Source organism: uncultured Phascolarctobacterium sp. (assembly GCF_958349595.1).
Taxonomy (GTDB): Bacteria; Bacillota; Negativicutes; order Acidaminococcales; family Acidaminococcaceae; genus Phascolarctobacterium.
The window spans coordinates 237,002-251,488 of record NZ_CATWDQ010000003.1 but is presented as its reverse complement, the minus strand read 5'-3'; the positions used below and the strand labels follow the sequence as shown (position 1 = coordinate 251,488).

Sequence of the window (14,487 nt, the reverse complement as noted above, 5' to 3'; positions counted from 1 at the left end):
CTCCATTAAATTCTACTATGCTTTGCCGCAACATCCTTAATCAGAGCTTCCCATGCATCCCATATTTTTTCTGGTGCAAACGTTTGCATACTTGCTCGTGCATTCTCGCCCATTTGGTTTCGCAAGCCATCGTCTGACATTAAAATTTTTAATTTTTCCGCAAAATCATCTGTTCCATCATTACATAAAAAGCCATTATAACCACTAACTATAAGTTCGTTGACTGAAGCGCACGATTTATATCCTATAGCAGGTAAACCTACACTCATAGCCTCCATCAATGCTAGTGGCATCCCCTCAAATTTACTTGGAAATGCAAAAATATCTGCCTTGCTCAATTTCCCTGCAATATCCTGTGTTTCGCCCTTAAGATAAACTCTATTTTGCAAATTATGTTCTTTAATATATTGTAATATCTGTTTTTTGTATTGAACCTGTTTTTCAGTATAAGTACCACCCCAAATTTCAATAATCCATTTGGGATACTTATCTTTTAATTTATTAAATGCCTGAATTAAAAGTAATTGTTGTTTATGATTACCATCTATGCGTCCAACATTTATGATCTTATTATAAACACTATCGACTTGATTATCCTTTTCCACTTTTATATCTACAGTATTAGGAATATAGACGACCGAAACATTCTGACAATATTGCTTAGCAACAGCTATATCATTCTTAATTAGTACTTGAATACATTTAGCCGCATTATATGAATCCAATAATACTTTACTGATATCCTTATGGAAAAAATACTTTGCTTCCATATGCAGCATTGCTATTGTTGGCAAAGTATTTTTCAGTAAATATTTTAAAACCATCACTGATTTAGGATCAAAACTTATTAGAATATCAGGAGCAATTTCATCAATAAGTTTTTGCAGGTTCTGCTTTATGTGATTATCAAAACGAGTCTTGATATACATCTTATCTTTGTCCAGAACTCCTAATATGCGAAACAACTCTCTTTCGATTCTTAGTAGCAATCCACCCTTTGCAAATTTCCCTGTACCATTCAAATTTATAAACTTTACTTTATCTGCCAAATAAAAAAACGGCCTTCCTTTTTTGGGATCACATACTATCACACTTACGTCGTAACCACGCTTGGCCAATTCATTAGCCATATTACACAGCACTTTTTCTGCCCCACCAGTTGAATTTATGACATTCCAAAAATCAAACAATACAATTTTCATATTGTAGCAGATCTCCTTAGGATTTTATTTCTAATTCTTTTTTCAATATTTTTAAATTTGCATTCCCATATCAGTAACAATTTATACCCAGCCCTAAAATTATCTAATAAAAATAATTTAAATCTTTTAGAAAAATCCAATGTTTTCTTATATTCATTAAGTTTAGTGATTTCTGTTTGTATTACAGCTATTAAAGTTTCTTTTTGTGTTGATGTATCTCTAACACTTTCAATATTGCAACGTAAATCATATAAACTTCTTATATATCTTATATTAAAATTTTCTACAAACTGTTGCTGACCTACATCCATCAAAAAGCTCTGCATTTGCTGTAACTGCTGCAAAGAGCAAGTAATTTTTAATGCCAAATTGTTTTTAAGCGTAGTACTACTGCCGTCCCTGAGTAATCTATAATAAATCAGAGGATTAGAGGTATACACAATTCTATCTGCAGCATATAACCACTGAAAAACGGTAAAAAAATCTTCACCATAGCGGACTTTCGGAAATCTTATTTTTTTTATTAATTCTTTCTTATATAATTTATTCCAAACTGCCCAATCCATGATTTTAGTATAAATATTTGCAACTTCTAAATTAGTTAACACTTTTTCTTTTTCTGCGAATACATAACCTCCTAATTCCATTTCTTTCCTTCTCATATTATACCAACGACAACAAGCTATATCTGCTTTATATTCAACAATTAACTGATATAAACTTCGAAACATTTCAAGATCACAATAGTCATCTGGATCTACAAAGCCGATATATTTTCCAGCTGCAAAATCGATTCCCTTATTTCTTGCTGCTCCAACGCCCATATTAGTCTGATAAAAATATTTTATTCGGCAATCTTTTTTTTCATAAGCCTCACAAATTTTACCGCTATTATCTGTTGAACCATCATCAATCAAAATAATTTCTAAATTCCGATATGTCTGATTCATCAAAGAATCAAGACATTGTTCAATATAAGCTTCAACATTATATACAGGCACAATTATACTGATCAACTCTTCTTTTTCAGTCACGAGTCAATTTCTCCTTTGTTAAATAAACGTCTGCAATACTGCCCCCTAAAAGGGCCCAAAACAACTGATAATATTGCTTCACTATAAATTGATAATCTACCATGTTGTTTATACTCAATGCCACCATTGCATACAACATAGCTTTCGCCATCGGATTTCGTCTATTTTGTATAGACCAATAAATGATATAAACAAATAAAATAATTAGCGGTAAGGTCCCAACCATTCCCATTTCCGTCATATAATGTAAAATAATATTATGAGGAGAATCTAAACGCGGTTCACGCGCCTGCGGATTTATATAATTTCCATTAATATAAACACTGTTAAATTGACGTAAACCAACTCCATGGATAGGGAAATCTTTGATCATAGCTAAAGAAGATCTCCATAAATATATTCGCTCATTGTCACCGCCCATTTTATTAGTATTTGATAACCTCTGCCAAATACCAAAATCAAAATTTTTATCATTATTTATAGCAGACAATCCGCTGACCAAAACTCCGGTTACTAAAATCACTCCCACTATCTTTTTCCAAGTAAATTTTACCTTCATGGTTAAATCATTGAAACAGTAAATAACAGAAACAAAAGTCAATGCAAGAAAAGAACCTCTGGACTGGCTTATAACAACGCCCCATAAAAATACTCCCCAACTTATTAACCCAACTAAAATATTTTTATTATTAAGCAAAACAAAAGATAACGCCAACGCTACAATAGCAGAAAAACTATTTGGTCCAGTAGACAGACTTCCAGGTCTCTTCATATCTAAAATAATCTCCTGATAGCCAGCATATAAACATAAAATCATCCCGCCAACTGCCAAGCCATTGACAAAGGCCTGCCTGCCAAGTTTGTCTTTCATCCATAGTCCATATACTGCCAATCCGGGTAATATCCAGTAACAATATCGTCTTGCCCATTTCATGCTAACAGAAGTATCTATGCTATAATAATTGCTTGCAATCAACCCGAAACAAAAACAGATTATTAAAAACAAAAATTTACAATCAAACCTCTGCCAACGTTCTCTATCACTTCTGAAATTTAATGCACAAATAAAAAACGCAAGATATAAAATACCATTTGTAAAATTCATTTCATGTAGCATTATTCCAATCGGCAAAAGAAACAAACAAACTAACCGTAAGATTTTTAATATTTCCCTATAAATCAGCATACTTCCTTCTCCGCTCTTTAGCTTAACGCCAAAATTAAAGGTCCTAAGACGGTTCCAAATGTCATAACCACTTTAAAAAACCTCATTATAATTTTTTTCTTATTGAATGTAAATAAAGCTAACAATAATCGCACTATTCGCAACGGCAATTGCAGAAAATTTCTTAAATATTCTAGCGTGCCAAATCTGTGATACTGTGTAACGCCTTCATAAAAATATCTTTTTACAAACCATTTGAATGTCATTCGTTCCTTTGTAATATAGTGCTTAACCGGAGCATATTCTGTAAACCCACATAGATATTGCCCGCCCATTATATTCACAAAAAACTCATTATCTTCGCCGGATAAAAGCACTTTCCCATTATACCCCAGCGAAAGGTCAAAAAATCGCTTCTTCTTTCTTACAATATCCATGCGCAACATAGCATTTCCACCGGCTACCATTCTTACATTAAATACACCAATGCCACTTTTATTTACATTAAAAGCATGAAAATCATACGGCATCCAGGCTGGAGGTGCAACTTCAAAGCAAGGTATGTATGGTCCTCCAACAACAGCAATACGTTCGTCAAGCTGAAAACACTCCAGCATCCTCAATATCCAATCTTTGTCAACTGTTTCATCGTCATCCAACATACCTAAATATTCTGTATCGTTGCCACAGTTATTAAGAAGGCAGTTTCTTGCATATGCCAGCCCTTGTTTTGCTTCAAAAACATATTTGACTTTTTCAAAACCCGAAACAATTTGGGCCGTTTGATCTGTAGAATTATTATCTACCACTATAATTTCAAAGTTCGGATAATCTAATTTTATTAAAGACTGTAGTAGTCTTTTTAAATCTTTACACCTGTTATATGTACAAACACCAATAACAACTTTAGGGCAATCAGTTTTTTTCATTTTTCATAGTCCCTTCATATGTTTGCCCCTGCAACTGCCTAACCATTATATCTACCTTTTCCATTATCATATCTACCGAAATATCATAGAGACATTTAAACCCGCATGTTTCACGCAAATTTTTATTGCATTCTCCAATACACCCACAACTTCCACCAACTGTTAATGTTTTTTTGTGAAGTGGTTTAAACTGAACTAAAGACGAATTAGTAAAAATAGTTACTGTAGGGCAACCAGCTGCTGCTGCAAAATGGCCCATACCATTATCTAAATTTATTAAAAAATCGACTTGTTGAAAAAGTGCGTTAAGTTGTACTAAATTAGTTTTTCCACATAAATCAAATGTTAGTACTGTTTCCCCTATCTCTTTTTTTATCTTATCTATTACAATTTGATCATTATTAACACCTGCAAAAATAATTACAATTTGATATTTTCTTGCCATATTTTTAATTAAATCAATAAAAATCTGCGGTGGTATGTTTCTATTGCTATCGACAGTATTCACACTCATCACAATTTTTAATGCTGCTTCCGGTAATTCATTTAACTGTTTTTCTATATAAGTTATACTTTCAAAGTCCGCTTTTTTGAAAACAGGAACAAAAAAAGATCCATCAAATTCATTTAAGAATAATCTGACTAAATGCTGAAAATTCTCCGCTGCAGAATGTTTTTTCACGTCATATTCTTTTAATCTGAAATAATCAGAAAAAAAGAATCTTTCGCTACCTGTTCTCCAACCAAAAAGACTTTCTGATCCCACTCTTTTAGGTATTCCAGCCAACCACATCATTGCAGACAATCTTATTCTTGGATCTAAGGATATAGAAAGATCAAAATCATATTTTTTTATTTTTTTTGCCATTCTGAACACTGAAAAATAATCACCTTTGCTTCTATATTTATATGCTATCACATGTTCAACGTCGTCTACATTCTTAAACAACTCAACTAACTCCGGCTTAACTAAATATGATATCCTGGCATCCGGATATTGCTGTTTCAGTAACGGAATAAGAGTAGTTGCATGTATTAAATCTCCTAAATGCATTACGGCATCAATCAAAATATTATTATACCCAGACTTCATCATCAACACTCCTGTTATTTAACAAAAATTTTCAACCATAAATCTGCTATTTTCAGTCTTATAATCTGCCTACAGATAGATTTCCCATGCATATTTTTACTCGGCTGTGGCATACTTACTTCTGAAAATTCTGTATTTGATAAATACAAATAATATTTGTCATTAAAGCCGCTATATTTTTGAAATTCCCAGGGTTTATATCTACCGGCATAGTGAACAATTGCAGGCATTGCTTTTGCGCATACTGCAACATTGCGAAATTTAGAATTGAGTAATATCTTGGTGAATAAATAGAATACAGGTGGAATAACATTCCATCTCAACGGTATTTCATACCAATTGTTCATAAAAATTTTATTCAGCGCATCCTGATCATGATGTAGCAATTTTTCTTTTTGCGCAAAAGCCAAAATCTTACTGCCATAATCATTCAAACGCCATTCTTTAACATTAATAATTAAAACGCCTGAATTAAAATATTTATAACTATCTGACAGACCTATCACTTTTTCTTTCTGTTTTCGCATTCTTGACGATGTAATTATACCATAGTCAAGCACTGCCCCTAAAGGAAATTTACCGATATCAACTTTCCACAACTTGATGATATCATCACAAACCAATAAATCTACATCAAGATAAATAACCTTTTTTACATCCTCTGGAACCAAATCCGCAATCATTAATCTGAAGTAGGCCGCTCTGCTCACATGTCCGCTTAAATAAATATTTTTAAGTTTATCGTTACCTATATCAATAAATTCTATTTTTGCTTCAAATTTTTCTACTGTTTTTTTTATAAGCGATATTTTCTTTTCACTGATATTATCGTTCAAAATAAAAAAACGTAATTTAGATGCAACCATTGTATTGTCTAAAATTGATGTTGCTACTACTGCCACATGCTGTGCATAATTATCATCAGAAGCTAATACGACATTTATATTTTTATCCATAATAATATCCTTGTCCAATTCATCAAACTCTCCCTGCATATATAGTTTTATTATACCATATATACTAGTATAATACAGCCATCATTTGCTTTACATCACCCTCTATTAACCTTATAATAAAGTTATCATTAGTATTTTGCGGAGGCTAATATGTTTAAATATCTGTTATTTACAGCATTATTATATTTCATTTCATATTTATATTATGTAAAGGTATCTCATGGCTTAGGGCATAAAGCAGAATTTCTCCAACTAAGGCGTTTTCTCCCTTGTGCAATTTTAGCTATTTTACCTGCGGCAATAACGCAAATTCAATTAACTAATAATTTATTACTTATGAGTATGTCCGTCGGTATATCCTGGATAGTAACCTATCCTTTGTTATATTGGGCTACCTATCACAAAAATTCCACTGATTTCGGCTTCCATTTTGATACCGTTTTCGGATTATATATTATAGGCTGGCTTACAGCATTAAAACTTCTTATAATCTATTTTAATATCTTTCCTATTGCTTTTCTGACTTTAATAACAACAGTAGAATTTCTAATTTTACTGATCCCAGTTTCACAATGGATTTTTTATTTTCTATATAAATCATGTATTGACGAAAACAGCATGATGATGCTACAGGAAACACACTACAATGAAATAATAGAATTTTTCAAATCTTTTTCCGTACCAACTAATTTATTTATTTTCGTTATTCCAACTTCACTTTATGGGATATTTGTTTATCTAAATATAACCGCCCTGGCAAATACAACTATTTCTCTAAATGTTTATCAACTTATAACTTTACTGGCAGTTATAACTTTCCTTACGATCTATTTATGGAAAAAAGGTAAAGGCGTATTTGTTCGTACAGGTATTATCGAATTATATTTGGATGTTAAGGAATATTTTGAAACAACTAAATTATATACGCAAAACATGAATGATAGATTAAAAGATTTGCAGGTAATACCTGAAAAACCGGTATTTGATAAACCGTCTACTATTTTACTGATTATTGGCGAATCTGAATCACGAGATTATATGAGCGCTTTTGTAGACTGCGAATACAATACAACACCCTGGCTCAAAGCACAGAAAAACAACAAAAATTTTCTTTTCTTTTCCAATAGCTATTCCTGTATAGCACATACAGTCTCCTGTCTTGAACGGGCTCTGACTGAATTCAATCAGTATAGTGACAAACAGTTTTATACTTCCTGTTCTATTATTGATATTGCGCATAAGGCAGGTTATACAACCCACTGGTACAGCAATCAGGGACATTTAGGCTGTGCCGATACTCCGGTAACATTAGTTGCCAACACTTCTCAGACTGCAAAATGGACCAAACAAAATCTGAATCAGGTACAATATGATGAAGCGCTTTTAGAATATCTTGATGAAGTCGATCCTCAAAAAAACAATTTTGTTATCCTGCATCTTAAAGGTAATCATTTCAATTTTATTAATCGTTATCCGGCGGCTTTTACAAAATGGGGTACACCTGGTAAATATGATCTAATTTTAAATTATTTAAATTCTATAGCTTATACTGACTCCATTTTAGAAAAAATCTACGAATACACTTCCACAAAACTTAATCTGCAGGCTATGCTGTATTTTTCCGATCACGGCACTCTGCCAGATAAACGGCGTTCTCCTAATTTTGACGGCTTCGGCACAGTACGCATTCCCATGTTCGCCTGGTTTTCAGATGAGTATATAGAAAAAAATACATCTGTCTATCAAACTTTAGCTAATCATCAAAATTACTATTTCACTAATGATCTGGCTTACGAATTAATGTGCAGTATTTTCAACATAAAATCAAATCATTTTGATGAAACCAACAGCCTTGCTTCACCACAGTATAAATTTACACGCGACATGCTAACTACTGATCTCGGAAAAATGTATATCAAAGACGACACTACCAAATAAATAATGGCGGACTAAATAGTCCGCCATTATTTATTTTTTTGCTGAAATTCATATAGCTTCCAATATTTTAACAAAGTATAGAAAAAATGCTGCAAACTTGAATAAAGGCCTGCCCATCCGTCTAAAAAACCTAACTGCAAAAAATATGCTCTTATAAAACCATACATACCGTGAGTAAATGCCGCACTTTTACCAACACGTTTTCCTTTATTGAAATTATCTTCAGCCCAAATAGAAGTATACTGACCGGCTTTATTCAGCCAATGTTGCCACGAATCATAAGTATAATGCATAAGGATACCCGAAATCCTTTGTTTCTCTAACCTGCATACTGGTCTTTCATGCACTTTATTTTCCCAGTATACCTCTGTTCTGGGAAAAAGTCTTATTACTTCGTCAGGTGCAAAAATACCATGCTGATATGCAGCTCCAAATGCTTCAATCTGTCGCATAAAACTATATTGTTTGTTTTCACCTTTAGCTACAACATTTTTCACGGACTCTATCAAGTCATTTGACAGCCTTTCATCGGCATCTATGTATAAAATATAATCTGCATCAGTTTTATCCAGAACAAAATTACGCTGTGCTGAAAAATCGTTGTCCCATTTACGATAAAGAACCTTTGCACCATACTGATTTGCCAAATCAACAGTTGCGTCAGTACTCCCTGAATCAATAATAATTATTTCATCGGCAACTTTATAAACATTTCCCATAGCTTCAACTATATTTTTTTCTTCATTTTTAGTTAAAATTACCACAGCAAGTTTTTTCATAAAAGCCTCCAAGAATTTTTCTTCTTAAAATTATAACATAAATACAACAGCAATTCCTTGTAATTGCCCCAAATTTATTCTATAATGACTATATATTTAAATAGTCGTTATAATGTTTGAAAGGAAAATGCCAGCAATGGATTTCAGTTATACAAGTTATGAAAAATTAATTTCTTTATTGAAACAGCATAATTACGCTATTACTAATTATATAGATTATCATAAATATAAAAAAGCAGCTATTCTAAGACATGATATTGATTTTTCGATAAATGACAGTTATAATTTTTCACTTTTTGAAGAATCTCTTGATATAAAATCTGCTTATTTCGTTTTGCTCTCTACAGGTTTTTATAATCCTATGGAAAAAAGCGCTCGAAAGATGCTTCAAGATATGCATAATAGAGGCTTTACCATTGGCCTACATTTTGACACAACAGTTTACAATACTTCTGACTTAAACAAACCAATACAGTCAGAAAAAAATATATTAGAAGAAATTATAGACGCTCCCGTTAATTTGCTTTCATTCCATCGGCCAGCGCCAAAAGTCTTAGAAAATGATCTAAAGTTTCCAGGACTCATAAACGTATATTCAAAAGAATTTTTCCATGACTTTAAATATTGCTCTGATTCCAGATTTTTTTGGCGTGATAAACCATATGATTTAATCACTAGTGAAAAATATGATCGCCTGCATATTTTAACACACGCATTCTGTTGGTCTGAATCAGATAGAAACCCAGATTATGTTTATAAATCCTTCATTTCTCAGGCAAGCCAGGAACGTTACAAATATTTAACTGAAAATATTAGAAATCCCGAAGAATTTATTTCAGAAGAAGAAGCTAAAAAGCTTTGGTTTAACAGATAGGAGAACATAATGCAAAACTTTAAGAATCTTATTGAAAAAAAAGCAACTCTTTCTGTAATAGGACTGGGGTATGTCGGTATGCCATTGGCTATAGCATTTGCGGAGCATGTAAATGTAACAGGATTTGATTTAAATAAGGAAAAAATTTTCTTATATAAATCTGGTATAGATCCAACTAATGAAGTCGGAAACGAAAAAATACAAAAAACCACCATAAATTTCACAACAAGTGAAGAACAATTAAAAAATGCAAATTTTCATATTATTGCTGTCCCAACACCTATAAATCAGGATAAAACTCCAGATTTCAGTCCTATTATCGGAGCCAGTACCATCTTAGGACGCAACCTTACTCCTGGTTCTATTATTGTTTATGAATCTACTGTTTACCCAGGAGTTACAGAAGATATCTGCATTCCTATTTTAGAAAAAACATCAGGCTTGAAATGCGGAGTAGATTTCAAAGTTGGTTATTCTCCAGAAAGAATAAATCCTGGTGATAAACTTCATCGGTTAGAAAACATAAAAAAAATCGTATCTGGTATAGATCAGGAAACACTCAACGAAATAGCTTCAGTTTATGAACTTGTAATTAAAGCTGGAGTATATCGTGCTTCCAGCATTAAAGTTGCAGAAGCAGCCAAAGTGGCAGAAAACAGTCAACGTGACATTAACATAGCATTTATGAACGAGCTAGCGATGGCTTTTGATAAAATGCACATCGACACAAATGAAGTTGTTGATGCGATGAATACCAAATGGAACGCTTTAGGTTTCCGTCCTGGTTTAGTTGGTGGACATTGTATTGGGGTAGATCCATATTATTTTGTTTATGAAGCAGAAAAACTTGGTTATCACAGCCAAATAATACTTGCAGGCAGACAAATCAATGATGGTATGGGCACCTTTATCGCAGATGCTATCATTAAACAGTTAGTATTAGCCGGGAAAAAAGTTCTTAATGCAAAAGTTGCAATTTTGGGAATTACCTTTAAAGAAAATTGTCCCGATGTTCGTAACTCAAAAGTCATTGATATTATAAAAAGACTAAATGAATATGGAATCTTACCTGATGTCATAGATCCATGGGCTGATATCAAAGAAGTCAAAAATGAATATCATATTGACCTAAAACAGCTAAAAGATATACAAAACATTGATTGCTTGGTTTTAGCAGTAGCACATAATGAATTTAAAACTATGAATTTACAGGATATGAACAGCTTTTTTAAGAACTTGCCAAATTCAGAAAAAGTTTTTATTGATTTAAAAAATATTTGCTCCCTATCTGAACTAACATCTTCTGGTTATAATTTTTGGAGATTATAAAATAAAGGCGTAAACAATAATGTTTACGCCTTTATTTTTTATGATTTTATTTTCATCTTAATTTTTAAAAAAGCATACCATGAATAACACTTTAAGGCATTTGACCAGTTACCATGTTTTTTAAAAAACTTACCAGCCTGCTTAAAGTTATGATAATTTTCTGCCTTACGCTCTGGGAAAGGATCAGTGATACTTTCCCAAAAAGATACTTCTAAATAATGCCGCCAAATTTTATCATATTCTGTTAATGCTATATCCCACGGTTTTTCTCTACCAAAAAAATGATAAATTATACACCCTTCAGGCACTTTACTTCCATCAAAACCTAAATGATTGAATTTTTCATCAATAAATTTTATATCTCCGTCCATTACTAAATTCAATACATCCTGATCGTGACAGGTAAAGCTTTTAGGATCACGTCCCTGATAGCTAAATGCTTTTTCAGTTATAGAATTTTCTTCCCATTTTTCAGTATCAATCCACAGAACACCCGAATTCAGGTATTTACCACTTTTCAATCCCAAAAAAGCACTTCTGGTTTTTACAGCATCAGGCAAGTCCGAAACAGCGGCTAACGCTTTTCCTTCTAAATTTATTTTATTAAATGCTTCCATGCTGTTGATACAAATTAAATCAGCGTCCAAATATAAAAAGTATCTTGTTATTTTTTTTAATACCTTGGGCATATACAATCTAAAATAACTGACTCGTTTGAATCGTGAATGTTTGATATGAAAATTGGCAAATGGATCCATATCCATCAAATAAACATAACAGTTTTGTTTATATTTGACAGTAGTTTTTTCTAACGCTTTTAAATCTTTTTCACTTATAGCATCAGTAAAAATATGAAATGCAAAGTTCATATTTTTATTATTCTCCAATATAGACGTAATAGTAACCCCTGTAGGTCTGAAAAAATTTATATCTATGTTAAAGCAAATATGCATTATATCATTTTTATCTTTTGCATATCGTGAATTTTCAAAACGATATATTTTTTTTACTATTTCTTTTTTTTCAAAATACTCCTTGTCAAACATCCGCATCCCTCGATATTCTCATATTTTCTGACATCTCATAAAAGTAGCACAAATATATTTTACTACCTGTGCTGCTTTTATTTTTCCAACATTTCCTCCGCCGCTGCAACTACCTGCTGCACGGTCATTCTAGTCATGCACTGCATGTCTTCGCAGCTGTGCTTCATACCATCAGCACATCCCTGACATGGCGGCTGGGCTGTAACTATTACAGCGTCTTTAGTATATGGCCCATATAATTTGGGATTCGAAGGGCCGTACATGGCTACGATCGGCACTTTCTGGCTGATCGCAACGTGCATCGGACCGCTGTCATTAGTAATAATCAGACTGCAGCGACGCATTGCCGCAGCTAACCCGCCAATTGCAAACTTCCCTGTAGCAATGATCGGCTGCGTTTGCATATAGCCGGTTGCTTCCGCCACCATCGCTTCGTCCATTGGCCCGCCAAAAAACACTGTTTTATAACCTTTGGCAGCAAAAATATCCGCTACCTCGGCAAAGCGTTCCGGCGGCCAGCGTTTAGTCGGCACGGCGCTGCCGATATTGAACCCGATCAGTTTATCCTGCTCAGCAATGTTTTGTTCCTGCCAGAAAAGCTCCGCTTCAAGAAAATGTTCCTCTCCCGGAAATATTTCCAGTCCGTTATTGCCCAGATCCTGCACGCCCAGTTGTTTAAGCACGTCCAAATACATATCCGCCGCATGCACAGAGCGATCCAGCGGCGTAAACACATCCCAGAACCATTTAAAAATTTTATGCGTCGTCCCCGTCCGCAGTTTAACTTTCGTCATAGCATCAATAAAAGAACAGCGCTCATTAGGATGCAAATTGATCAGCACGTCAAAATCCAGCCTGCTTAAATGTCTGGCACAGGCCCACAGGGCCAGAATACTGTTGTCGCGGCCTTTTTTATCGATCGTGACTATTTCATCAAGATAAGGATTAAACAGCACCACATCTTTTAATTTTTCGTCTACCAGCATAGTAATATGCGCATCAGGGGCAGCTTTACGCAGCGCGTGGATAAAAGGCGTCGTTAAGGTCAGATCGCCCAAGTGCATCAAAAATGTCACCAGTATCTTCTTGCCGTTGAGTTCAACCATCATAGCCTCCTGATTTTTTCGGCATACGCCGCATATACCATCTCCGGCGTAATAGCATACATGCAATGCCAGTCTTCACATTCCTTTTTTAAGCAGCCCGCACAGGCAAGTGGACTTAAAATGACCGTTGCTTCATCGCTGCCATAGGGTCCTGTTCGATCAGCTTTAGTAGGACCATACATGGCGATCAAAGGTTTCTTTAAAGCGGCGGCAAAATGCAAGGGGCCGGTATCCGCGCTGATGTAAATTCTGCAGCCTTTGATCAGCGCCGCCAGCTCGCGCAGACTTGTCTGCCCAATCAAATTTATCAGCTGCGCCGGATTGCCCGCTAACGCGGTGATCTTTTCTCCTTTAGCCGCATCATCAGGCCCGCCAGCTAAAACTACAGCAAGGCCATCAGCAATGATCATTTTTGCCAGGCTGACATAATGTTCTGCCGGCCACTCTTTTGTTTTCCATCTGGCGCCGGGAACCATTACGATATAAACACCCTGCAGGCCTCTGTCCTGTAATTTCTTTTGTACGGCCACTGTTTCCTTTTCCAGGTCAGGTACAGGAAAAGTAATCTCCTTCACTTCGGCGCCCAGATAACGTGCCACATCAAGATAACGCTCAATAACATGGTCCCTGCTGTGACTGCCGCAGATCGCCTTACTGACCAGACCGCTGCCCTCGCGCATTTCACAGTAACCAATGCGGTCAGGACAGCCGCTGATAGCAGCCAGTACAGCACTTTTGAACAGGCCCTGCATATCTATGACCAGATCAAATTTTTTAGAATGCAATAAACGGCGCATTTCCAGGAAATACGCCAATTTATCCAGTAAACTCATTTTATTGAACTTTACCTTATCAAAATAAATTATCTCGTCAATAACAGGCGGATCGGGTACAAAACCGGCAAACTGCGGATGTACCAGCCAGGTTATTTTCGCCTGGGGAAAACGCTGCCGCAAAGCTGCCGCAAAAGGCAGCGTGTGCAAAATATCCCCCAAAGAACTCATTTTGATCAGCAAAATATTTTTATATTCCATGT

At 34.5% G+C, this 14,487-nt stretch carries 13 protein-coding genes; 3 read left to right on the top strand and 10 right to left on the bottom strand.

Annotated elements, in window-relative coordinates; genetic code table 11:
- Positions 1-5: 5 nt before the first annotated feature.
- From Q4G98_RS04575 to Q4G98_RS04550, 6 genes are read right to left on the bottom strand one after another with little or no spacing between them, the layout of a single operon-like run.
- A complete protein-coding gene (locus tag Q4G98_RS04575) occupies positions 6-1,202 on the bottom strand; it encodes a glycosyltransferase (RefSeq protein ID WP_298564162.1) in 1,197 nt (398 codons plus the stop codon).
- Complete coding sequence (locus Q4G98_RS04570; protein ID WP_298564160.1) at positions 1,199-2,236, bottom strand: glycosyltransferase family 2 protein; 1,038 nt, start codon at positions 2,234-2,236, stop codon at positions 1,199-1,201. The genes Q4G98_RS04575 and Q4G98_RS04570 overlap by 4 nt, the downstream gene beginning before the upstream one ends.
- Positions 2,229-3,422 carry an O-antigen ligase gene (locus tag Q4G98_RS04565; RefSeq protein ID WP_301961858.1) on the bottom strand — a complete coding sequence of 398 codons (1,194 nt, stop codon included), beginning with the start codon at positions 3,420-3,422 and terminating at the stop codon, positions 2,229-2,231. The genes Q4G98_RS04570 and Q4G98_RS04565 overlap by 8 nt, the downstream gene beginning before the upstream one ends.
- Before the next feature lie 17 nt (positions 3,423-3,439).
- Positions 3,440-4,330 (bottom strand): glycosyltransferase family 2 protein, encoded by an 891-nt coding sequence (locus Q4G98_RS04560; RefSeq protein WP_177561108.1) that lies wholly within the window; start codon positions 4,328-4,330, stop codon positions 3,440-3,442.
- Positions 4,317-5,426, bottom strand: a complete 1,110-nt coding sequence (locus Q4G98_RS04555; RefSeq protein ID WP_301961857.1) for a glycosyltransferase family 9 protein — start codon at positions 5,424-5,426, stop codon at positions 4,317-4,319. The genes Q4G98_RS04560 and Q4G98_RS04555 overlap by 14 nt, the downstream gene beginning before the upstream one ends.
- Before the next feature lie 11 nt (positions 5,427-5,437).
- The gene (locus Q4G98_RS04550) at positions 5,438-6,397 is read right to left on the bottom strand and encodes a glycosyltransferase family 8 protein (protein WP_301961856.1); all 960 of its coding nucleotides are present in this window, start codon (positions 6,395-6,397) and stop codon (positions 5,438-5,440) included.
- A 132-nt stretch (positions 6,398-6,529) separates the two neighbouring features.
- Between Q4G98_RS04550 and Q4G98_RS04545 the strand changes: the two genes are divergently transcribed.
- On the top strand, positions 6,530-8,317 hold the full coding sequence (locus Q4G98_RS04545) for a phosphoethanolamine transferase (RefSeq protein WP_298564151.1): 1,788 nt from the start codon (positions 6,530-6,532) through the stop codon (positions 8,315-8,317).
- 26 nt (positions 8,318-8,343) lie between these two features.
- Here Q4G98_RS04545 and Q4G98_RS04540 read toward each other — a convergent pair whose 3' ends face one another.
- Positions 8,344-9,096 carry a glycosyltransferase family 2 protein gene (locus Q4G98_RS04540; protein WP_177561111.1) on the bottom strand — a complete coding sequence of 251 codons (753 nt, stop codon included), beginning with the start codon at positions 9,094-9,096 and terminating at the stop codon, positions 8,344-8,346.
- Between the two features lie 136 nt (positions 9,097-9,232).
- Between Q4G98_RS04540 and Q4G98_RS04535 the strand changes: the two genes are divergently transcribed.
- Both Q4G98_RS04535 and Q4G98_RS04530 read left to right on the top strand, forming a co-directional pair.
- On the top strand, positions 9,233-9,970 hold the full coding sequence (locus tag Q4G98_RS04535; RefSeq protein WP_177561112.1) for a hypothetical protein: 738 nt from the start codon (positions 9,233-9,235) through the stop codon (positions 9,968-9,970).
- A gap of 9 nt (positions 9,971-9,979) precedes the next feature.
- Positions 9,980-11,299, top strand: a complete 1,320-nt coding sequence (locus Q4G98_RS04530; RefSeq protein WP_177561113.1) for a nucleotide sugar dehydrogenase — start codon at positions 9,980-9,982, stop codon at positions 11,297-11,299.
- Positions 11,300-11,337: 38 nt separating this feature from the next.
- Here the strand turns inward: Q4G98_RS04530 and Q4G98_RS04525 are convergent, their stop codons facing one another.
- The 3 genes from Q4G98_RS04525 to waaF form a co-directional block, all read right to left on the bottom strand.
- Positions 11,338-12,345 (bottom strand): glycosyltransferase family 8 protein, encoded by a 1,008-nt coding sequence (locus Q4G98_RS04525; protein ID WP_298564147.1) that lies wholly within the window; start codon positions 12,343-12,345, stop codon positions 11,338-11,340.
- Between the two features lie 77 nt (positions 12,346-12,422).
- Positions 12,423-13,451 carry a glycosyltransferase family 9 protein gene (locus Q4G98_RS04520; RefSeq protein ID WP_366916978.1) on the bottom strand — a complete coding sequence of 343 codons (1,029 nt, stop codon included), beginning with the start codon at positions 13,449-13,451 and terminating at the stop codon, positions 12,423-12,425.
- A complete protein-coding gene (gene waaF, locus Q4G98_RS04515; protein WP_298564144.1) occupies positions 13,451-14,485 on the bottom strand; it encodes a lipopolysaccharide heptosyltransferase II in 1,035 nt (344 codons plus the stop codon). Before waaF ends, Q4G98_RS04520 begins: the two co-directional genes overlap by 1 nt.
- Positions 14,486-14,487 lie beyond the last annotated feature (2 nt).